The sequence below is a fragment of the Amycolatopsis sp. cg9 genome (assembly GCF_041346945.1).
Taxonomy (GTDB): domain Bacteria; phylum Actinomycetota; class Actinomycetes; order Mycobacteriales; family Pseudonocardiaceae; genus Amycolatopsis.
This window is the reverse complement of the sequence record NZ_CP166850.1, coordinates 10,196,683-10,221,178: the sequence shown is the minus strand read 5'-3', so window position 1 is coordinate 10,221,178 and position 24,496 is coordinate 10,196,683. Positions and strand designations below refer to the sequence as shown.

Sequence of the window (24,496 nt, the reverse complement as noted above, 5' to 3'; positions counted from 1 at the left end):
TGTCGAACGAACAGAAGCTCCTGGACTACCTCAAGCGGGCCACGGCCGATCTGCGCGAGGCGCGGCGGCGGCTGAAGGAGAACGAGGACCGCGCGCAGGAGCCGGTCGCCATCGTCGGCATGAGCTGCCGCTTCCCCGGCGGCGTCCGCACCCCCGAACAGCTGTGGGACCTGCTGGCCGCGGGTGAGGACGCGGTCGGGGCGTTCCCGGCCGACCGCGGCTGGGACCTCGAAGCGCTCTACGACGAGGACCCCGGCAGCGCGGGCACCAGCTACACCCGGGAAGGCGCTTTCCTCGCCGACGCGGCCGACTTCGACGCGGGCTTCTTCGGGATTTCCCCGCGGGAAGCGCTCGCCATGGACCCGCAGCAGCGGCTGCTCCTGGAAGTGTCGTGGGAGGTGCTGGAGCGGGCGGGCATCGACCCGACCTCCGTGCGCGGCGAGAAGGTCGGCGTCTACGCGGGTGTGATGTACCAGGACTACGCGGCCCGGCTGCTGCTCGCGCCCGAGGTGTTCGCGGAGTTCGAGGCCTACCTCGGCAACGGCAGCGCGGGCAGCGTCGCCTCCGGCCGGATCGCCTACACCCTCGGCCTGGAAGGCCCCGCGGTCACGATCGACACGGCGTGCTCGTCGTCGCTCGTCGCGCTGCACCTGGCCTGCCAGGCGGTCCGGCTCGGCGACTGCTCCCTGGCATTGGCCGGCGGTGTCACGGTGATGGCCACGCCGGGCACGTTCACCGCGTTCAGCCGCCAGCGCGGGCTCGCCGCCGACGGCCGCTGCAAGCCCTTCGCCGACGCCGCCGACGGCACCGGCTGGGGTGAAGGCGTGGGCATGCTGCTGGTCGAGCGGCTTTCCGACGCGCGCCGCAACGGGCACCCGGTGCTCGCCGTCGTCCGCGGCTCCGCGGTCAACCAGGACGGTGCCAGCAGCGGCCTGACCGCGCCGAACGGGCCGTCGCAGCAGCGGGTCATCCGGGCCGCGCTCGACCGCGCCCAGCTGTCCGCCGAGCAGGTCGACGCGGTCGAAGCGCACGGCACCGGCACCACGCTGGGCGACCCGATCGAGGCGCAGGCGCTGCTGGCCACCTACGGCCGCGGCCGCGCCGCCGACCGGCCGCTGCTGCTCGGTTCGGTGAAGTCCAACCTCGGGCACACGCAGGCCGCCGCCGGGGTCGCCGGGATCATCAAGTCCGTCCAGGCCATGCGGCGGGGCGTGCTGCCGAAGTCGCTGCACATCGACGCGCCGTCGTCCCAAGTGGACTGGAACGCCGGCGAGGTCCGGCTGCTCACCGAGGCGACGCCGTGGCCGGAGACCGGGCAGCCGCGCCGGATCGGCGTCTCGTCGTTCGGCGTCAGCGGGACCAACGCGCACGTGATCCTGGAGCAGGCGCCGGAGGAACCGGAACCGCCTTCGCGGGCCGTCTCGGGGCCGGTGCCGTGGGTGCTGTCGGCGGGTTCGGCGGAAGCGTTGCGGGAACAGGCTTCCGCACTGCTGGAGCACGACGGCGACCCGGCCGACATCGGGTACTCGCTGGTGCGGTCGCGGGCCCTGCTCGGCCACCGAGCGGTGGTGATCGGAACGGGCGGGCTCGCCGCCCTCGCGGCCGGGGACCCGAGTCCCGCGGTGGTGACGGGAGAAGCGACGACCCGCGGCAAGGTCGCGCTCGTGTTCCCCGGGCAGGGTTCGCAGTGGGCCGGGATGGCGCTGGAGCTGGCGGAGTCGTCGCCGGTGTTCGCGGCGCGGCTGGCCGAGTGCGGTTCCGCGTTGGAGTCCTTTGTGGACTGGTCGCTCCGCGACGTGCTGGCCGATGCTTCGGCGCTGGCCCGGGTCGATGTGGTCCAGCCCGCGTTGTTCGCGGTGATGGTGTCGCTGGCGGAGCTGTGGCGCTCGTACGGCGTCGTTCCGGACGCGGTGGTGGGGCACTCACAAGGGGAGATCGCGGCCGCCGTGGTGTCGGGTGCGCTGTCCCTCGAGGACGGTGCTCGCGTGGTGACCTTGCGCAGCAAGGCGATTCTCGCGTTGGCGGGGCGTGGCGGAATGGTGTCGGTCGCGGCGCCGCTCGCCGAGGTGGAGGCGCGGCTGACGGACGGCCTGTCGATCGCGGCGGTGAACGGCCCGGCCGCGGTGGTGGTCTCCGGTGCCCCCGATGCCTTGGCCGAGCTGATCGAATCCTGCGAAGCCGACGGTATCCGCGCGAAGCGGGTGCCGGTGGACTACGCGTCGCACTCGGCGCAGGTCGAGCAGCTGCGCGACGAGCTCCTCGAGGTCCTGGCCCCGATCACCCCGCGGCGGGGCGAGACCGCCTTCCTGTCGACGGTGACCGGCGAGTGGGCCGACGGCGCTCTCGACGCCGAGTACTGGTACCGGAACCTGCGCGGCACCGTGCGGCTCGACACGGCCGTCGAGCGGCTGAAGAGCGAGGGCTTCACCTCGTTCATCGAGGCGTCGCCGCACCCGGTGCTGACCATGGCGCTGGGCGACGACGTCGTCGCACTGGGAAGCCTGCGGCGCGACGACGGCGGGCTCACCCGGTTCCACGCCGCGCTGGCCGAGGCGCACGTCAACGGGGTTGCCGTCGATTGGACCCCGGCGTTCCCCGAGGCCCGGATCGTGAACCTGCCGACGTACGCCTTCCAGCGCAAGCGGTACTGGCTCGACGCGCCGGCCAAGCCCGTCGCCGGCGACCCCGCGGACGCCCGGTTCTGGACCGCCGTCGAGGGCCAGGACGTCGGTGCGCTGACCGACCTGATCGGCGTCGGCTCCGAGACGTCGTTCGCCGAGCTGCTGCCCGCCCTCGCCCGGTGGCGTCGGCTCCGGCACGAGAAGTCCACCGTGGACTCCTGGCGTTACCGCGTCGAGTGGAAGCCCCTCGCGGAGCCGGAAGCCGCGACGCTGCCCGGCCGCTGGCTCGTGGTCGCCGCCCCCGGCACGGACACCGCCGAGGTGACGAACGCCCTCGCGGCCGCCGGCGCCGAGCCGGAGGTGGTCGAGGCAGCAGGCGATCCCACCGCCGGGACGACCGGCCCCAGCGCCACCGGTGCCGAGCCGAACCTGCTCGCGGCCGCCGGCGATCTCACCGACGTCGCCGGCGTCGTCTCCCTGCTCCCGGACGCACCCCGCACCCTCCTCCTGGCGCAAGCCCTCGCCGGGAGCACCGCACCCCTGTGGCTGCTGACTAGGAACGCCGTCGCCGCCCTGCCCGGCGACGACGCGCCCGCCGCGGATCCCGCCCAGATCTGGGCGCTGGGCCGGGTCGTCGGGCTCGAACACCCCGAACGCTGGGGCGGGCTCGTCGACCTGCCCGCCGCCCTCGACCGCCGGGCCGCTCGCCGGCTGGCCGCCGTCCTCGCCGGGCTCGACCAGGAAGACCAGGTCGCCGTGCGGGCGTCCGGCGTCTTCGCGCGCCGGCTCGCGCACGCACCGGGCGGCGAACCGGCCCGGAACTGGCGGCCCGAGGGAACCGTCCTCGTCACCGGCGGGACCGGCGCGCTCGGCGGGCACGTCGCCCGCTGGCTGGCCGGGGCCGGTGCCGCGCACCTGGTGCTGGTCAGCCGCCGCGGGGCGGACGCCCCGGGCGCCGCCGCGCTCGAAGCGGAGCTGACCGCCCTGGGCGCCGAAGTCACCTTCGCGGCTTGCGACCTCGCTGACCGCGACGCCGTGGCCGACCTGGTCGGCGGGCTCGAGGTGCGCGCGGTCGTGCACACCGCGGGCCTGCCGCAGGCGGGCACCGTCGCCGACACCAGCCCCGAAGAGTTCGCCGAGGTGCTCGCGGCCAAGGCCGCCGGTGCCGATCACCTCGACGAACTGCTCGGCGACGACCTCGACGCGTTCGTCCTCTTCTCCTCCAACGCCGGTGTCTGGGGCAGCGCGGGCCAAGGCGCCTACGCCGCCGCGAACGCCCACCTCGACGCGCTCGCCGCCCGCCGCCGCGCGGCCGGCCGGACCGCCACCTCGGTGGCCTGGGGTTCCTGGGCCGGCGACGGCATGGCGGGCAGCGCCGAGGCGAAGGAGCACCTGCGCCGCCGCGGGCTGCGGGAAATGAACCCGAAGCTGGCGATCGCCGCGCTGCAGCACGCCCTCGACGCCGACGACACCTTCGTCGCCGTCGCCGACATGGACTGGCCGCGGTTCGCCGACGGGTTCACCGCCGCCCGCCGCCGCCCGCTCATCGAAGACCTCCCGGAGGTCCGCGACCACCTTGCCGCCGAGGAGGTCGTCACCGAGGTCGGTTCCGGGCTCGCCGAAGCGGTGCGGAGCCTCGGCCCGCGAGAGGCCGCCCACCACGTCCTCGAGCTCGTGCGCGCCCAGGCCGCCGCCGTGCTCGGCCACGACTCCGGCGCCGCCGTCGCCGCCGACCGCGCGTTCCGCGAGCTGGGCTTCGACTCCCTGACGGCGGTCGAACTCCGCAACCGGCTGACGGCGGTGACCGGTGTCCGCCTCCCGGCCACCGTCGTTTTCGACCACCCGCACCCGCGCGCACTGGCCGAGCACCTCCTGGGCGAGGTGTCGGGGACCGTGGCCGTCGCCGCGGGCCCGGTCACCGCCGCCGCGTCGGACGAGCCGATCGCGATCGTGGCCATGGGCTGCCGCTACCCGGGGGACGTCCAGTCGCCCGAGGACCTGTGGCGGCTGATCGCCGAGGGCGCGGACGGCGTCGGGCCGTTCCCGGCCGACCGCGGCTGGGACCTGACCGCGCTGTACGACCCGGACCCGGCGAAGCTCGGCACCAGCTACACCCGCGAGGGCGGGTTCATGACCACGGCCGCGGAGTTCGACGCCGGGTTCTTCGGCATCTCGCCGCGCGAGGCCCTCGCCATGGACCCGCAGCAGCGCGTCCTGCTCGAGACGTCGTGGGAGGTGTTCGAGCGGGCGGGCATCGACCCGGATTCGTTGCGGGGCAGCGGAACCGGCGTGTTCGTCGGCGCGACTTCGTCCGGCTACGGCGTCGGCGCGCGCGACGAGTCCGGCGGCTCCGAGGGCTACCTGCTGACCGGCAGCGCCCCGGCGGTCGTGTCGGGCCGCCTGTCCTACACGTTCGGCCTGGAGGGACCGGCGGTCACCGTCGACACGGCGTGCTCGTCGTCGCTGGTGGCGCTGCACCTGGCCGTGCAGGCGCTGCGGCAGGGCGAGTGCTCGATGGCGCTGGCCGGCGGGGTCACGGTGATGGCGCACCCGGCGGCGTTCGTCGAGTTCAGCCGGCAGCGCGGGCTCGCCGAGGACGGCCGCTGCAAGTCCTTCGCGGACGCGGCGGACGGGACCGGCTGGGGCGAAGGCGTCGGCCTGGTCCTGCTGGAGCGGCTGTCGGACGCCCGGCGCAACGGTCACCCGGTCCTCGCCGTGGTGCGCGGTTCGGCGGTCAACCAGGACGGCGCGTCCAACGGCTTGAGCGCTCCGAACGGTCCTTCGCAGCAGCGGGTGATCCGGGCCGCGCTGGCGAACGCCGGTCTGTCCACTTCGGACGTCGACGCGGTCGAGGCGCACGGCACGGGGACCCGGCTCGGCGACCCGATCGAGGCGCAGGCCCTGCTGGCGACCTACGGCCGCGACCGGGACCGGCCGCTGTGGCTGGGGTCGCTGAAGTCGAACATCGGCCACACCCAGTCGGCGTCGGGTGTGGCGGGCGTGATCAAGATGGTCCTCGCCATGCGGCACGGCGTCCTGCCGCGGACGCTGCACGTCGACACGCCGTCGTCCCAAGTGGACTGGACGGCCGGGTCGGTCGAGCTGCTCACCGAGCAGCGCGACTGGGCTTCCGAGGGGCCGCGCCGGGCCGCGGTCTCGGCGTTCGGGGTGAGCGGGACCAACGCGCACGTCGTCCTGGAACAGGCCGACGCTGTGGTGCTCCCGCAGGCGGGCCCGGACGCGACGCCGCCGCTCGTCCCGCTGTCGGCCCGGAGTGCGACGGCGTTGCGGGCGCAGGCTTCCCGGCTCCGGGGGCTCGACGCGGCACCGCGGGATCTCGCGTACTCCCTGGCTTTCACGCGCGGCACGCACGACCACCGCGCGGTGCTCGTCGCGTCCGGCGACGACGTCGACCGCGCGCTCGGCGTCCTCGCCGACGGTGGCACCGACGCCGCCGTGGTCACCGGCACGGCCGACCGGGACGCCCTGCTGGCGGTGCTGTTCACCGGCCAAGGCGCGCAGCGGGTCGGTATGGGCCGCGCTCTTCACGCCCGCTTCCCCGTCTACGCCGAAGCGTTCGACGCCGTCCTCGCCCACTTCACGCCCGAAGTGCGCGAAGCCTTCGACGACGCCGAGCGCCTGGACCGCACCGAGTTCACCCAGCCCGCCCTCTTCGCGATCGAGGTGGCGTTGTTCCGGCTGGTGGAGTCGTTCGGTGTCCGCCCGGACTTCGTGGCGGGGCACTCGATCGGCGAAATCTCGGCGGCCCACGTCGCCGGGGTTCTGTCTCTCGAGGACGCCTGCCGCCTGGTCGCTGCGCGCGCTTCCCTCATGCAGGCCCTCCCGGCCGGCGGGGCGATGGTCTCCATCGCCGCCCCCGAGTCGGCCATCACCCTCACCGACGGCGTCTCCATCGCTGCAGTCAACGGCCCGGAGTCGGTCGTCATCTCCGGCGATGAGGCCGAGGTGCTGGCGATCGCCGCGCAGTTCCCCAAGACCAAGCGCCTCAAGGTGAGCCACGCGTTCCATTCGCCGTTGATGGATCCGATGCTGGAGGAGTTCCGCTCGGTCGCCGAGTCCCTGGAGCACCGCTCTGCGACGATACCGGTGATCTCGAATGTGAGCGGTGCTCTCGCGGAGCCGTTCACGGCGGACTACTGGGTCCGGCACGTGCGGGAGGCGGTCCGGTTCGCCGACGGCATCTCGACGCTGGAAGCCGCCGGGGTGGGCGTGTTCCTGGAGCTGGGGCCCGACGGCGTGCTCAGCGGGATGGTTCCGGGCACCGCGATCCCCGCGCTGCGTCGGGACCGCGACGAGGAACGGACCCTGTTCACCGCGCTGGCCCGGCTGCACGTCAACGGCGTCGACCTGGACTGGGAGAGCCTCTACGCGGGCTCCGCGGGCCGGGCCGTCGCGCTGCCGACGTACCCCTTCGAGCACCAGCGCTACTGGCTCGAACCCGCTCGCCCACCGGCCGCCACCGACGCCGACGCCGAGTTCTGGGCCGCCGTCGAAAACGGGGACCTGGCCCGGGACCTCGCCGTCGACGAAGACCTCGCCGACGCCATCCAGCCCGCGCTCCAGGCCTGGCGCACCCGCCACCGCGAGGCGAGCACCCTCGAATCGTGGCGCTACCGCGTCACCTGGCGGCCGCACCCGATCGCCGCCGGACGGCTGTCCGGCACCTGGGTGATCCTCGGGACGGAGCACGCCGGGATCGCCGAGGGCCTCGCCGAGCGGGGCGCGGACGTCGTCACCCTGCCCTTCGAACGGCTGCCTGAAGTGGCCGGCGCCGCCGGAGTCCTCGCCTTCCCCGCGAACCTCGACGAAGCCCTCTCGGTGTTCCAGGCCGACCTGCCCGGCCCGCTCTGGTGCGTCACCACCGAAGCCGTGCGCACCGCGCGTTCCGACGCCGCACCCGACCCCGCGCTGGCGCAGGTCTGGGGCCTCGGCCGGGTCGCCGCGCTGGAACTCACCGGCCGCGACGTCGGCCTCCTGGACCTGCCGGCCACCCTCGACGACCGCGGCCACGCCCGGCTCGCGGGTCTCCTCGCCGCGGGCACGACCGAGGACCAGGTCGCGCTGCGGGCGTCCGGCGCGTTCGTACCCCGGCTCGTCCGCGCCCCGGCCGGCACCGAATCCGCCGGCTGGACCCCGTCGGGAACCACCCTGATCACCGGCGGCACCGGGGCACTGGGCAGCGCGCTCGCGCGGAAGCTCGCCGCGCAGGGCGCCCGGCACCTCCTCCTGCTCAGCCGCCGCGGACCGGACGCACCCGGCGCGGCCGGACTCGCGACGCAGCTGCGCGACCTCGGCGCGGAGGCGGAGATCATCGCCTGCGACGTCGCCGACCGCGCCGCGCTGGCCGGCGTCCTCGAAGGACGGTCGGTGAACGCGGTCTTCCACGCCGCGGGCTACGGCCGGTTCACGCCGATCGCCGAATCGTCCACAACGGACTTCGCGGAGGTCGTCCGCGCCAAGGTCGACGGCGCCGTCCACCTCGACGAGCTGCTCGGCGCCGACGTCGACGCCTTCGTGCTGTTCTCGTCCATCGCCGGCGTCTGGGGCAGCGGCCACCAGGGTGCGTACGCGGCGGCCAACGCGCACCTCGACGCGCTCGCCGAACGCCGCCGCGCCGCGGGGCTCGCCGGGACGGCGATCGCCTGGGGCCCGTGGGCGGGTGCCGGCATGGGCGCGTCCGAAGAGGGCGACGAGCTGCTCCGCCGGCGCGGGCTCCGGCCGATGGACCCGGACCTGGGGCTGCGCGCGCTCCTGCAGGCCGTCGAACTGGACGAGACCACCGTCGTCGTCGCCGACGTCGACTGGGCCCGCTTCGCGCCGTCGTACGCGGCCGCCCGCCCGCGGCCGCTGATGGCCGAGCTGCCCGAGTTCGCCGTGACCGAAGGCGGAGCCACGGCCCGCGGCACCGCCGAGCTGGCCACCCGGCTCGCCGGGCTGCCCACGTCCGAACGGCGCCGGGTGCTCCTCGACGTCGTCCGCGCCCGCGCCGCGGCGGTCCTCGGGCACGACGGCGCCGAGGCGATCGAGCCGGTCCGGCCCTTCAAGGACCTGGGCTTCGACTCGCTCACCGCGGTCGAGCTGCGCAACGGCCTGGCCGCCGACACCGGCCTCGCGCTGCCCTCGACGCTGGTGTTCGACCACCCGACCCCGGCGGACCTGACCGACCGCCTGCTCGGCGAGATCTTCGGCGCCGGCGCACCGGAACCGGGCGCGCCCGCGACCGTGGCCGAGGTCGCCGACGACCCGATCGCGATCGTCGCGATGAGCTGCCGCTACCCGGGCGGGGTCCGCTCGCCCGAAGACCTCTGGCGGCTGGTCGGCGACGGCGGGGACGGCATTTCCGGGTTCCCCGACGACCGCGGCTGGGACCTCGGCGCGCTCTACGACCCGGACCCGGGCAAGAGCGGCCGCAGCTACGCCCGCGACGGCGGGTTCCTCGACGGCGTCGGCCAGTTCGACGCCGCGTTCTTCGGGATCTCGCCGCGCGAGGCCCTCGCCATGGACCCGCAGCAGCGGCTCCTGCTCGAGACGGCGTGGGAGCTGTTCGAGCGCGCGGGCATCGACCCGCATTCGCTGCGCGGCACCAAGACCGGCGTGTTCGCCGGCACCAACGGCCAGGACTACGTCACCATGCTCGGCTCGGCGTCCGGCGTCGAGGGCCACCTGCTGACCGGCAACACCACGAGCGTCATCGCCGGGCGCGTCTCCTACACCTTCGGCCTGGAAGGGCCGTCGGTCGCGGTCGACACCGCGTGCTCGTCGTCGCTGGTCGCGCTGCACCTGGCCTGCCAGTCGCTGCGGCAGGGCGAGTCCACGATGGCCGTCGCCGGTGGTGTCACGGTGATGTCGACCCCGGGCGCGTTCGTCGAGTTCAGCCGGCAGCGCGGGCTGGCGCCGGACGGCCGGTGCAAGCCGTTCGCCGAGGCGGCGGACGGCACCGGCTGGGCCGAAGGCGCCGGGTTGCTGCTGCTGGAACGGCTTTCCGACGCCCGCCGCAACGGCCACGAAGTCCTGGCGCTCGTCCGGGGCTCGGCGGTCAACTCCGACGGCGCTTCGAACGGCCTGACCGCGCCGAACGGCCCGTCGCAGCAACGCGTGATCCGCGCGGCACTGGCGAACGCGGGCCTGGCGCCGTCCGATGTGGACGTCGTCGAGGCGCACGGCACCGGCACGACCCTCGGTGATCCGATCGAGGCGCAGGCGGTGCTGGCGACCTACGGCCAGGACCGGGAAACGCCGCTGTGGCTCGGCTCGATCAAGTCGAACATCGGCCACACGCAGGCCGCCGCGGGCGCCGCGGGCATCATCAAGATGGTCATGGCGATGCGGCACGGGCTGCTGCCGAAGTCGCTGCACGTCGACACGCCGTCGTCCCACGTGGACTGGTCGGCGGGAGCGGTCGAGCTGCTCACCGAAGCCCGCGAGTGGACCACCGACCGGCCGCGGCGGGCCGGGGTCTCGTCGTTCGGCATCTCCGGGACCAACGCGCACACGATCATCGAGCAGGCCCCGAGCGCCCCAATGTGGCGTTCGGTGCGTCAGACGCACCCAACGCCACATTGGGGCGCTCCGGGCTGGTGCTGTGGCCGGTCTCCGGTCGTTCGGTGGCCGCACTGCGCGCACAGGCCGCGCGGCTGTCCGAAGTGGACGGAACGCCGGCCGACATCGGGTTCTCCCTGGCCACCGGCCGCGCCGCGCTGGACCACCGGGCCGTCGTGCTCGGCACCACGGCCGCGGACTTCCGAGCCGGGCTCGCCGCGCTCGCCGGGGGCACGCCGGCGCCCGAGGTGATCTCGGGGGAGGCGGCCACCGGTCCGCTCGCGGTGCTGTTCACCGGGCAAGGTGCGCAGCGCGCCGGCATGGGCCGGGAGCTCTACGCCCGGTTCAGCGGCTACGCGGACGCCTTCGACGAGGCCTGCGCGCACCTCGACCCGCACCTGGAGCACTCGATCCGGGACCTCGTCTTCGCCGAGCCCGGCACCGAACAGGCCGCGCTGCTGGACCGGACCGCCTACACCCAGACCGCGCTGTTCGCCGTCGAGCTGGCGCTGCACCGGCTCGCCGAAAGCTGGGGCGTGCGCGCGGACTACCTCGCCGGCCATTCGATCGGCGAGCTGGTCGCCGCGCACGTCGCCGGGGTCCTGTCGCTGGCCGACGCCGCCGAGCTGGTCGCCGCCCGCGGCCGCCTGATGGACGCGCTGCCGGACGGCGGGGCGATGGTTTCGCTGCGGGCCGGCGAAGACGCCGTGGCCGCGGAGGTGGCCAAGACCGGCGGCCGGGCGGGCATCGCGGCCGTCAACGGGCCGGGCTCGGTCGTCGTCTCCGGCGACGAGGACGTCGTGCTGGAGCTGGCCGCCGGGTTCGCGGCCGCCGGGGTGCGGACCAAGCGGCTCAAGGTGAGCCACGCGTTCCACTCCCCGCGGATGGACGCGATGCTCGACGACTTCGCCGCGGTCGCGAACCGGCTGACCTACCACCCGGCCGAGCGGACCGTGGTGTCCACGGTGACCGGCGAGCTCGCCGGTCCCGAACTGTCCACTCCGGACTACTGGGTGCGCCAGGTCCGGGCGTCGGTGCGGTTCGCCGACGCCGTCGCGACCCTGGCCGGCCAGGGCGTCCGGACGTTCCTCGAAGCGGGCCCGGACGCCGTGCTCAGCGCCATGGCCGCGGACTGCCTCGGCGAAGACGTCGTGGCGGTGCCGCTGCTGCGCCGCGACCGGCCGGAGGAACGCACGTACGCCACCGCGCTCGCCGGGCTGTGGGTCCGCGGCGTTCCGGCCGACCTCTCGGCCGCGGTCGCCGGCGCCCGCCGCGTCCCGCTGCCGACGTACGCCTTCCAGCACCGGCGTTTCTGGCCGGAAGTCTCCGCCACGGCGGCGGGGGACGTGGGCGCGGCCGGGCTGACCGACGCAGCCCACCCGCTGCTGGCGGCGACCCTGCCGCTGGCCGGCGGCGACGGCGTCGTCCTCACCGGACGGCTGTCCCTGGCCGCGCAGCCGTGGCTGGCCGATCACGCCGTCCTCGGCACGGTGCTGCTGCCCGGCACCGCGTTCGTCGAGCTCGCGGTGCGGGCGGGCGACCAGGCCGGCTGCCCGGCGCTCGAAGAGCTGACCCTCGCCGCCCCGCTCGTGCTGCGCGAGCAGGACGCCGTCGCGATCCAGGTCGCGGTGGGCGGCCCCGACGCCGACGGCCGCCGCGAGCTGACCATCCACTCCCGCCCGGAGGGCCGGGACGAGTGGACCGCGCACGCCGCCGGGGTGCTGGCGCCGGCGGCCGCGGCGGACCCCGCGGCGCTGGCCGAGTGGCCGCCCGCCGGCGCGGAACCCGTTGACGTGACCGGCTTCTACGACACGCTCGCGGCGTCCGGCTTCGGCTACGGCCCGGCGTTCCGCGGCCTGCGCGCGGCTTGGCGGGCCGGCGAAGAGATCTACGCCGAGGTCGCCCTGCCGGAGCCGCAGCAGGCGGGCGCGTTCGGCCTGCACCCGGCGCTGCTCGACGCCGCCTTGCACGCTCTCGGGCTCCGCGACGGCGAAACCGGGCCACGGCTGCCCTTCGCGTGGACCGGGGTCACCCTGCACGCCACCGGCGCCGCCGCGCTGCGGGTCCGGCTGCGCCCGGGTGCCGGGGACGCGGTCGCGGTCGACGTCGCCGACGCCACCGGGGCGCCGGTCGCGTCGGTGGCCGCACTGGTGCTGCGCCCGGTTTCGGCCGAGCAGCTGCGCGGCCCGGACGGCGGCGACGCCCTGTTCCACGTCGAGTGGACGCCGATCCCGGTGCCCGAAGCGGCCGGCGGCCGGTACGCCGTCATCGGCCCGGACCCGCTCGGCCTGGTCGCCGGGCTCGGCTCGGCGGGCACCGTTGAGTCCTATGTGGACCTCGCGGACCTCGGCCGCAGCACGGCGGAAACCGGCGAGGAACCGCAGTTCGTGTTCTCCGCGATCCGGCACTCGCCGCAGCCGAAGGACCGGGCCGGTTTCGCGCTGGACCTGGTCCGCGCCTGGCTGGCCGACGAACGGTTCAGCACCGCGCGGCTGGTGCTGGTCACCCGCGGCGCGGTCGGCGCGGTCGACGGCGACCGCGTGCCCGACCTCACCGCCGCGCCCGTGTGGGGCCTGCTGCGGTCGGCTCAGTTCGAGAACCCCGGCCGGCTCGTGCTGGTCGACCTCGACGACGAAGACCCGCGCTCGGCGGCGTTGCTGGGCGCGGTCGCCTCCGGGGAACCGCAGCTCGCCCTGCGCGACGGCCGGGCGCTGGCCGCGCGGCTGGTGCGCGCCGGCTCCGGCGACCTGCTGCGCGTGCCCGCCGAAGGCAACTGGCGGCTCGACACCACCGGCCCCGGCACGCTCGAAAACCTCGCGCTGATCCCGAACCCGCTGCCCGAGACGCTCGAACCGGGTCACGTCCGGGTGGCCATCCGCGCCGCCGGCATGAACTTCCGCGACGTCCTCATCGGTCTCGGCATGTACCCGGGCGAGCCGATCATGGGCATCGAAGGCGCCGGCGTCGTGCTCGAATGCGGCGAAGGCGTCGGGGGCCTGAAGCCCGGCGACAAGGTGATGGGTTTCTTCCCCGGTTCGTTCGGCCCGCGGTCGGTCGCGGACCAGCGGATGCTGGCGAAGATGCCCGAGGGCTGGTCGTTCAGCGAAGCGGCGTCGGTCCCCATCGTCTTCCTGACCGCGTACTACGGGCTCGTCGACCTCGCCGGGCTGCGGGCGGGGGAGTCCGTGCTGATCCACGCGGGCGCCGGCGGCGTCGGCATGGCCGCCATCCAGCTGGCCCGCCACCTCGGCGCCGAGGTCTTCGCCACCGCGAGCCCCGGCAAGTGGGACGTCCTGCGCGCGTCCGGGCTCGACGACGCGCACCTGGCGTCGTCGCGCACGACCGGGTTCGCGGAGCTGTTCCGCGAGGCCAGCGGCGGCCGGGGCGTCGACGTCGTCCTCAACGCGCTGACCCAGGAGTTCGTCGACGCCTCCTTCGCGCTGATGCCGCGCGGCGGGCGGTTCCTGGAGATGGGCAAGGCCGACGTCCGCGACGCGGGCGACGTCGCCGCCGCCCACCCGGGCGTGGCCTACCAGGCGTTCGACCTCGTCGAAGCCGGGCCGGACCGCATCCGCGAGCTGTTCACCGAAGTCATCGCGCTGTTCGAAGCCGGCGCGCTGACCCCGCTGCCGGTGCGGACCTGGGACGTGCGGCGCGCGCCCGAGGCGTTCCGGTTCGTCAGCCAGGCCAAGCACGTCGGCAAGGTCGTACTCACCATGCCGTCGTGCTTCGGCCCCGGCACGGTGCTGATCACCGGCGGCACCGGCGCGCTGGGTGGCCTGCTCGCCCGGCGGCTGGTCACCGGGCACGGCGTCCGCGACCTGCTGCTGCTGAGCCGGCGCGGGCCGGACGCGCCCGGCGCCGCCGAACTCGCCGCCGACCTGCGGGAACTGGGCGCGAACGTCCGGATCGTCGCGGGCGACGCCGCCGACCGGCGCGAGCTGGCCGCGGTGCTCGGCGCGATCCCGCCGGAGCGGCCGCTCACCGGGGTGGTGCACGCGGCCGGCGTCCTCGACGACGGCGTCGTCGCGTCGCTGACCCCCGAGCGGCTGAACGCGGTGCTGCGGCCCAAGGTGGACGCCGCGCTGAACCTGCACGAGCTCACGCGGGACCTCGGCCTGGCGGCGTTCGTGCTGTTCTCCTCGGCGGCGGCCACGCTGGGCAGCCCGGGCCAGGGCAACTACGCCGCGGCCAACGCGTTCCTCGACGCGCTCGCGCAGTACCGCTCGGCGCGGGGCCTGCCCGCCGGTTCGCTGGCGTGGGGTCCCTGGGCCACCGACGGCATGCTCGGCGGGCTGGGCGACGCCGACCGCGCGAAGCTGGAGCGGTCCGCGTTCGTCCCGTTCACCGCGGAAAGCGGCCTCGACCTGTTCGACGTCGCCGCCGCGCGGCCGGAGCCGGTACTGCTGCCGCTGCAGCTCGACACGGCCGCGCTCGGCGCGCAGGCCGGCTTGCCGCCGCTGTTCGCGGCGCTGGTGCGGGCCCCGGCCCGCCGGACCGCCGAAGCGGTGTCGGACGGCGATCCCGCCGGTCCGCCGTTCGCCCAGCGGCTCGGTGCGGTGCCCGCGGCCGAGCGCGGCGAGTTCCTGCTCGACGTCGTGCGCGGGCACGTCGCCACCGTGCTGGGCCACGGCTCGACGGCCGAAGTCGACGGCAGCCGCGGCTTCCTGGACCTCGGCTTCGACTCGCTGACCGCGGTGGAACTGCGCAACCGGCTCACCGCCGAGACCGGGCTGCGGCTGCCGGCCACGCTGATCTTCGACCACCCGTCGCCCGCCGACCTGGCGGCGCACCTGCTGGCCGGGCTCGCGCCCGAAGCGGCGGACGCGGACGCGGACACGGCGGTCCTGGCCGAGCTGGACCGGCTCGAGCGCGTGCTCGAAGGCGCCGGCGACAGCAGGCGGATCACCGCGCGCCTGGAGACGCTGCTGGCCCGGCGCCGCGCCACGCAGGCGGAGGAGGAGGCCGGCGACGGGCTCGACACCGCCACCGACGACGAGATCTTCGACCTGATCGACAACGAGCTCGGGCTGTCCTGAATGGACGCCACGCACCGACGGGATGGGGCCTGATGGACAACGACGCGAAGCTCCGGGAGTACCTGAAGAAGGTGACCGCGGACCTCCGGCGCGCCCGCAAGCGCATCCAGGAGGTGGAGGACGCCGGCTTCGAGCCGATCGCGATCGTCGGGATGGCCTGCCGGTTCCCGGGCGGCGTCCGCTCGCCCGAGGACCTGTGGCAGCTGGTGGACAGCGGCCGCGACGCGATGTCCGGGTTCCCCGCCGATCGCGGCTGGCCCGACGCCCACGACGCCGGTTTCGCCGCCGAGGGCGGGTTCGTGCACGACGCGGGCCTGTTCGACGCCGGCTTCTTCGGCATCTCCCCGCGGGAAGCCCTCGCGATGGACCCGCAGCAGCGCCTGCTGCTGGAGACGTCGTGGGAGGCACTGGAACGCGCCGGGATCGTGCCGGAGACCTTGCGCGGCAGCCGGTCCGCGGTGTTCGTCGGCGCCGCGCACCAGGGGTACGCCACCGGGGCGGGGGAGGACGCCGAAGCGGTCGCGGGGCACCTGATGACCGGCACCGCGACCAGCGTCCTGTCCGGCCGGATCTCCTACACCCTCGGCCTCGAAGGCCCGTCCGTCACCGTCGACACGGCCTGTTCGTCGTCGCTGGTCGCGCTGCACCTGGCCGTGCAGTCGCTGCGGCGCGGGGAATCCGACTTCGCGCTCGCCGGCGGCGCCGCGGTGATGGTCAACCCCGGCATGTTCACCGAGATGCAGCGCCAGGGCGGCCTGTCCGGCAACGGGCGCTGCAAGGCGTTCGCCGAGGGCGCCGACGGCACCGGCTGGGGCGAGGGCGCCGGCATGCTGCTGGTCGAGCGGCTCTCCGACGCGCGCCGCCACGGCCACCCGGTGCTGGCCGTCGTCCGCGGCTCGGCGGTGAACCAGGACGGCGCCAGCAGCGGCCTGTCCGCCCCGAACGGCCCGTCCCAGCAGCGCGTGATCCGGGACGCGCTCGCCGACGCCCGGTTGTCCACTGTGGACGTCGACCTGGTGGAGGCGCACGGCACCGGCACGGCGCTGGGCGACCCGATCGAGGCGCAGGCCCTGCTGGCCACCTACGGCCAGGACCGCCCGGCTCCGCTGTGGCTCGGTTCGGTCAAGTCCAACATCGGCCACACGCAGGCCGCGGCCGGTGTCAGCGGCATCATCAAGCTCGTCATGGCGCTGCGCAACCACCGGATGCCGCCGACCCTGCACGCCGGGACGCCGTCGACGAAGATCGACTGGACCGAGGGTGCGGTCGAGCTGCTCCAGGAAGGCCGGGACTGGACCGCCGACCGGCCGCGCCGGGGCGCGGTGTCGTCGTTCGGGATTTCGGGCACCAACGCGCACATCATCCTGGAGGAGTCCGCCGACGAGCCCCCGGCCGCGGAGCCCGCCGCCGGGGTGCTGCCGTGGGTGCTGTCGGCCAAGTCGGCCGAGGCGCTGCGGGAGCAGGCGGCCCGGCTGTCCACTGTAGACGCCGACCCCGCCGGAGTCGCGTTCTCGCTGGCGACGGCCCGCTCCGCGTTCGCGCACCGGGCCGTCGTGGTCGGCGAGGACCGGGAGCGCCTGCTCGCCGGGGTTCGCGCGCTGGCCGACGGCGCCCCGGCCCCGAACGTCGTCACGGGTACGGCCGGGAGCGCCGGCAAGGTCGCGATGGTCTTCCCGGGCCAGGGCGCCCAGTGGGCCGGGATGGCGACGGAACTCCTCGCCACTTCCGAGGTCTTCGCCGCCCGGTTCACGGAGTGCGCGCGAGCCCTCGAACCGCACACCGGCTTCTCCCTGCTGGACGGCGAAATCGACCTGGACCGCGTCGACGTCGTGCAGCCCGCGCTGTTCGCGGTGATGGTGTCCCTCGCCGCGCTGTGGGCGGCCCACGGCGTCCGCCCGGACGCCGTGATCGGCCACTCGCAAGGGGAGATCGCCGCGGCCGTGGTGTCCGGCGCGCTGTCGCTCGAGGACGGTGCGCGGGTGGTGGCGTTGCGCAGCAAGGCGATCCTCGCGCTGGCGGGCGCGGGCGGGATGGTGTCCGTGGCCGCCTCGCGTGAGCGGACCGAGGAACTCGCTCAGCCTTGGGGTGAGCGCATCTCGATCGCCGCGGTGAACGGCCCCGCCGCGACCGTCGTCTCCGGTGAACCGCAGGCCCTGGAAGAGTTCATGGCCGCCTGCGAAGATGTGCGCACGCGCCGGATCCCGGTGGACTACGCGTCCCACTCCGTCCAGGTGGAGCAGCTGCGCGGCGAACTCCTGGACGTCCTGCGCCCGATCACCCCGCAGCCGGGGGAGACGGCGTTCTTCTCCACCGTGACCGGCGAGTGGATCGACGGCACCGCCCTCGACGCCGAGTACTGGTACACCAACCTGCGCGGCACCGTCCGGCTGGACATCGCGGTCGAGCAGCTCAAGCGCGAGGGGTTCGGGACGTTCGTGGAGGCGTCGCCGCACCCGGTGCTGACCATGGCGATCGGGGACGACGTCGTCGCGCTCGGCTCCTTGCGGCGTGGCGAAGGCGGCCTGGCCCGCTTCACGCTTTCGGTCGCCGAAGCGCACGTACGCGGCGTCAAGGTCGACTGGACGCCGTACTTCGCCGGCGCGGCCCGCGTCGACCTGCCCACCTACGCCTTCCAGCACCGGCACTACTGGCTGAAGCCCGGCACGCCCGTCGTGGCCGCCACGGAGGACTCCGGGTTCTGGGAGGTCGTCGACAGCCGCGACCTCCAGGCCCTCGCCGACACCCTCGGCGTCGACACCGAGATCCCGCTGAGCGAACTGCTGCCCGCGCTGAGCGAGTGGCGCCGCGCCGCCCACGACAAGTCCACTGTGGACTCCTGGCGGTACGACGTCCGCTGGCGCCCCGCGCCGGAGCCCGCGGGGACGCTTTCCGGCCGCTGGCTCGCCGTGGTCGCGCCGGGCCAGGACACGTCCATCGTGGACGGACTCGGCGCCGAGATCGTGCCGGTCGAGGTGACCGGCGACCGCGAGAGCCTGGCCGCGCGCCTGCGCGAAGCCGAACCGGACCCGGCGGGCGTGGTTTCCCTGCTGGGCTTCGACGAACGGCCGCACCCGGAATTCCCCGAGCTGCCGTCCGGCGTCGCGGGCACGCTGCTGCTCGCCCAGGCCCTCGGCGACGCGGAGATCACCGCGCCGCTGTGGCTGCTGACCGCGGGCGCCGCCGCCACGGACTCGCCGTCTCCCGCGCAGGCCCAGATCTGGGGCCTCGGCCGCGTCATCGGCCTCGAACACCCGGGCCGCTGGGGCGGTCTGGTCGACCTGCCCGCCGACCTCGACGAGCGCGGCGCCGCCCGACTCGCCGCGATCCTCGCCACCGGCGGCGACGAAGACCAGTTCGCCGTCCGGTCCTCGGGGGTCCTCAGCCGCCGCCTGGTCCGCGCGGCCGCGCCGAAGACCGCGCCCAGCACGTGGTCGCTGCGCGGCACCGTGCTCGTCACCGGCGGCACCGGCGCCCTCGGCCCGCGGATCGCCCGCTGGCTGGAGAGCGCCGGCGCCGAGCACGTCGTCCTGGCCAGCCGCCGCGGCGACCAGGCGCCCGGTGCGGCCGAGCTGACCGCCGCGCTGGACATCCCCGTCACCTTCGCCGCCTGCGACGTCGCCGACCGGGCCGACGTCCAGGCCCTCGCCGACCGCTACGACATCCGCGCGGTGATCCACGCCGCCGCGCTCATCGAGCTGGCCTCGATCGACGCCACCGATGTCGCCGAGTTCGCCGCCGTCGCGCGTGCGAAGGTCCTCGGTGCCGAGAACCTCGACGCCGTCTTCGACCGCGACCTCGACGCGTTCGTGCTGTTCTCCTCGATCGCCGGCGTCTGGGGCAGCGGCGACCACGCCGCCTACGCCGCAGCCAACGCCCACCTCGACGCCCTCGCCGAGCGCCGCCGCGCCCGCGGCCTCCGGGCCACTTCGCTGGCCTGGGGCGTCTGGAACGCCGTCAACCCCTGGGACACCGCCAAGGAGAACCAGGACTTCGACGCGAGCCGGCTGCTGCGCCAGGGCCTGCCGTTCCTCGACCCCGACCTCGCCTTCGCCGGGCTGCGCCAGGTGCTGGCCGACGACGAGACGTTCCTCGCGCTCGCCGACGTCGACTGGACGCGCTTCGCGCCGGTGTTCACCGCCCTGCGGCCCCGCCCCCTGCTGGACGAGCTGCCGGAGGTGCGCCGTGCGCTGACCACCGGAACCCCGGCCCCGGCCGCCACCGGTGGCCTGCGCGAACGCCTGGCCGGACAGTCCCCGGCCGACCGCACCCGGACGGTCCTGGAGCTGGTCCGCGCCACCGCGGCCGCGGTGCTCGGCCACGACGGCCCGGACGCCGTCGCCCCCGGCGTGGCCCTGCGGGAACTCGGCTTCGACTCGCTCACCGCGGTCGAGCTGCGCAACCGCCTGGCCGCCGAGACCGGCCAAAGCCTGCCCGCCACCCTCGCCTTCGACCACCCGACGGCCGAGCGGATCACCGCGTTCCTGCTCGACGGCCTCTTCGGCGCCACGACCGCGGTCACCGAGACCGTCGTCGCGGTCGCCGACGACCAGCCGATCGCGATCGTCGCGATGAGCTGCCGCTACCCCGGCGGCATCACCAGCCCCGAGGACCTCTGGGAGCTGATCACGGCGGGCGGCGACGCCATCACCGGGTTCCCGGCCAACCGCGGCTGGGACACCGGCGCGCTGTTCGACCCCGACCCCGACCACGAGGGCACCAGCTACACCCGCCACGGCGGCTTCCTGCACGACGCGGGCGACTTCGACCCGGGCTTCTTCGGCATCTCCCCGCGCGAAGCGCTCACCATGGACCCCCAGCAGCGGCTCCTGCTGGAGACGACCTGGGAAGCGATGGAACGCGCCGGCGTCGACCCGGAGAGCCTGCGGGGGAGCGCCACCGGCGTGTTCGTCGGCACCAACTACGCCGACTACGGCATCGGGCTCGCCCAGCCGGACAGCTCGGCGGGCCACCTGCTCACCGGCGGCGCGGCCAGCGTCGTCTCGGGCCGGATCTCCTACACCTTCGGGCTCACCGGCCCGGCGGTCACCGTCGACACGGCGTGCTCGTCGTCGCTGGTCGCGCTGCACCTGGCCTGCCAGTCGCTGCGCAACGGCGAATGCACGATGGCGCTGGCCGGCGGGGTGGCGCTGATGTCGACCCCGGCGTCGTTCGTCGCCTTCAGCCGCCAGCGCGCGCTCGCGTCCGACGGCCGCTGCAAGGCCTTCTCCGACGACGCCGACGGCATGGGCATGGCCGAGGGTGTCGGCGTCGTGCTGGTCGAACGGCTCGCCGACGCCCAGCGCAACGGCCACGAGGTCCTCGCCGTGATCCGCGGCTCGGCGGTCAACCAGGACGGTGCCTCCAACGGCCTCACCGCCCCCAACGGCCCCGCCCAGCAGCAGGTCATCCGCCAGGCCGTGGCCAACGCCCGGCTGACCTTCGACGACGTCGACGCCGTCGAGGCCCACGGCACCGGCACCACCCTCGGCGACCCGATCGAGGCGCAGGCCCTCCTGGCCACCTACGGCCGGGACCGCGAGCACCCCCTGTGGCTCGGCTCGGTGAAGTCGAACATCGGCCACAGCCAGGCCGCCTCCGGTGTCGCCGGGATCATCAAGATGGTCCTGTCCCTGCGCCACGGCGTGCTGCCCGCCACGCTGCACGCCGGCACGCCGTCGTCCCATGTGGATTGGACGGCGGGCAACGTCCGGCTGCTCGGCGAAAACCTGCCGTGGCCGGAGACCGGCCGCCCGCGCCGGGCCGCGGTGTCGTCGTTCGGGATGAGCGGCACCAACGCCCACGCGGTCCTCGAAGCCGCACCGGAGCCGGTCGCGGCGGAGCCGTCCGGGCCCGCCGCGACCGGCCCGGTGCCCTGGGTGCTGTCCGCGAAGACCCCCGGTTCCCTGGCCGGGCAGGCTCGCCGCCTGCGGGCGCGCGTAGGGGCCGCACAGGGGGTCCGGGCCGCAGATGTGGGGTACTCCCTCGCGAATTCCCGGTCTACGTTCGAACAACGGGCGGTGCTCGTGGCCGCCGATGAGCGCAGCGGCCACGACGCCCTGGGCGCGCTCGCCCACGGCCGGGCCGTTCCCGGCCTGGTGCGGGGCAGCGCCCGCCACGGGGGCAAGGTCGCCTTCGTCTTTCCCGGGCAGGGCTCGCAGTGGGTGGGGATGGCTTTGGACCTGATGGACACGTCGCCGGCGTTCGCGGCCCGCATGCGGGACTGCGAACGCGCGCTGGCGCCGTTCGTCGACTGGTCGCTGCCCGACGCCCTCGGTGACGAAGCCCTGCTGCAGCGGGTCGACGTCGTGCAGCCCGCGCTGTTCGCCGTGATGGTTTCGCTGGCCGAAGCCTGGCGCGCCCACGGGGTCCGGCCCGACGCCGTCATCGGCCACTCCCAAGGCGAGATCGCCGCGGCCGCGGTCGCCGGTGCGCTGTCTTTGGCGGACGCCGCCCGCGTGGTCGCGTTGCGCAGCAAGGCGATCCTGGCACTGGCCGGGCGCGGGGGCATGGTCTCGGTGGCCGCCTCCCGCGAGACCGTCGAAGCTCGCCTGACCGAGGGGCTGTCGGTCGCGGCGGTGAACGGCCCGGCCGCGGTGGTGGTCTCCGGCGCGCCGGACGCCCTCGACGAGCTGATCCGCTCCTGCGAAGCCGACGGCGTGCGCGCCAAGCGGATCCCGGTCGACTACGCCTCGCACTCGGCCCAGGTCGAAGAGATCGAAGCCGAGCTGCGCGAGCTGCTCGCGCCGGTTTCGCCGCGCTCGTCCGACATCGCCTTCTACTCCACGGTGACCGCCGGCCCCCTCGACACGGCCGGCCTCGACGGCGGCTACTGGTACACCAACCTGCGCAACCCGGTGCTGTTCGACACGACCACCCGGCTGCTGGCCGAAGACGGCTACGGCACCTTCATCGAATGCAGCTCGCACCCGGTGCTCACGATGAGCGTCCAGGACACTGTGGACGAAGCCGTCGTCACGGGTACATTGCGTCGCGGTGAAGGCGGCCTCGACCGCCTGTACACGTCGTTCGCGGAGGCGTGGGTGCACGGCGTCGACGTCGACTGGACGCCGGCGTTCGGCGACGGCGCCCGGCTGGTCCCGCTGCCGACGTACGCCTTCGACCACCAGCGGTATTGGCTCGACCCGGCCCCGGCGGCCCCGGCCGACGACGGGCTCTGGACGGCGCTCGAGGAAACCGACGACCTGGCCGGTGTGCTCGGCGTCGACCGCACGGCTTTGGACGCTGTGCTGCCCGCGTTGTCGCGCTGGCGCACCCGCCGCACCGAAGAATCCACTGTGGACTCGTGGTGCCTGGAGGTGGGCTGGGCGCCGGTCGCCGAACCGGGCCTGCCGCTGCTTTCCGGGCGCTGGCTGGCCCTCGCGCCCGCTGGAGTCTTCGCAGCCTCGGTGCTCGACGCGCTCGCCACCCGTGGCGCCGAGGTCGTCACCGCCACGGCGGACGACCTTCCGCCGGGCGAGTACGCCGGTGTGATTTCGTTGCTGGGCTCGGACGAAACGCCGGTGCCCGGTCATCCGCTGATCGCGTCCGGGGTCGCCGCCACGGCCGCGTTGGCTCCGGCGCTGGCCGAAGCCGGGATCGACGCTCCACTGTGGATCATCACGCGCGGTGCGGTGGCGACCGGCGCCGGTGACGCCCCGGCGTCGAGCGTCCCCGCGCAGCTGTGGGGCCTCGGCCGGGTGATCGGCCTGGAGTACCCCGGACTTTGGGGCGGCCTGGTCGACCTGCCGGCCACTGTGGACGACCGCACCGCCGACCGGCTGGCCGGCGTGCTGGCCGAGCCCGGCGGGGAAGACCAGCTCGCGATCCGCACGCCGGGCATCCTCGCCCGCCGGCTGCGGCCCGCCCGGCCCGCGCCCGCCGGGGAGCCGTGGCGGCCGCGCGGCACCGTGCTCGTCACCGGCGGCACCGGTTCGCTGGGCGCGCACGTCGCCCGCTGGCTGGGCCGGTCCGGCGCCGAGCACCTCGTGCTCACCAGCCGCCGGGGCGAAGCCGCGCCCGGCGCCACCGAGCTGGCCGAAGAACTGCGGGGACTCGGCTGCGCGGTGACCATCGCCGCCTGCGACGTCGCCGAGCGGAAGGCCGTCGAGGAGCTGCTGGCCGGGCTGGAGCACGCGCCGACGGCCGTCGTGCACGCCGCCGGGCTGCCGCAGTCGAGCACGCTGGCCGAAACCGGGCTGCACGAGTTCGAAGACGTCCTCGCGGCCAAGGTCGCGGGCGCCGCGCACCTCGACGAGCTGCTCGGCGACGACCTCGAAGCGTTCGTGCTGTTCTCCTCCAACTCCGGCGTCTGGGGCAGCGCGGGCCAGGGTGCCTACGCCGCCGCGAACGCCTACCTGGACGCGCTCGCCGAACAGCGCCGCGCCCGCGGCGTCAAGGCGACTTCGGTGGCCTGGGGCCTGTGGGCCGGCGGCGGCATGGCGCAGGACGAAGGCGAGCAGCAGCTGCGCCGCCGCGGCCTGCGGCCGATGGCGCCCGAGCGCGCGGTGGCGGCCATGCAGGGCGCGCTCGACCGCGACGAGACCTTCCTCGCCGTGGCCGACGTCGACTGGGAGCGGTTCGTGCCGGCCTTCACGGCGTCGCGGCGCCGCCCCCTGATCGAGGACCTGCCCGCGGTCCGGCAGGTCCTGGACCGCCTGGAAGCCGAGCAGGCCCGCTACGACGAAGGCGCCGCGGCCGGCTGGCGCGAGCGGCTGGCCGGGCTGCCGGCGGCCGAACGCGACCGGGCCGTGCTCGACCTGGTCCGCACCGAGGCCGCGGTCGTCCTCGGCCACCGCGGCGCCGACGCCATCGGCAGCACCCGGCCGTTCCGCGACCTGGGGTTCGACTCGGTGACCGCGGTCGAGGTGCGCAACCGGCTGCGGGAGGTCACCGGCCTGCGGCTGGCGGCCACCGCCGTCTTCGACCACCCGACCCCCGTGGCGCTGGCCCGCTTCCTGGCGGCCGAGATCGCCCCCGGCGGCACGCCCGGCGAGTCGGCGTTCGGCGCGCTGGACCAGCTGGAGGCGTCGCTGGGGGACCTCGAAACCGACGAGAACCTCCGGCTGCGCGTCGAGATGCGGCTGAAGTCCCTGCTGAACCGCTGGAGCGCGGAACCCGCGCCGCAGAAGGCGCAGCTGGCCGACGCGTCGGCCGACGAGGTCTTCGCCTTCATCGACAACGAACTCGGAATTTCCCCGCCGCCGGCGCACTGACGCCCTGACTGGACGAACGGATGAGGTTGGCGATGTCAGAGCAGGACAAGCTCCTCGAGTACCT

Annotated in this window: 2 protein-coding genes and 1 pseudogene; all 3 read left to right on the top strand. The window is 75.0% G+C overall.

Going from position 1 to position 24,496, the window contains the following annotated elements; genetic code table 11:
* Positions 1-11: 11 nt before the first annotated feature.
* A pseudogene (locus tag AB5J73_RS46850) lies at positions 12-9,941 on the top strand (type I polyketide synthase); the annotation flags it as partial.
* A 305-nt stretch (positions 9,942-10,246) separates the two neighbouring features.
* Entirely contained in the window at positions 10,247-15,220 is a 4,974-nt protein-coding gene (locus AB5J73_RS46845; RefSeq protein ID WP_370966481.1) for an SDR family NAD(P)-dependent oxidoreductase, read from the top strand.
* Between the two features lie 29 nt (positions 15,221-15,249).
* Complete coding sequence (locus AB5J73_RS46840) at positions 15,250-24,432, top strand: type I polyketide synthase (protein WP_370973558.1); 9,183 nt, start codon at positions 15,250-15,252, stop codon at positions 24,430-24,432.
* Positions 24,433-24,496: the final 64 nt, after the last annotated feature.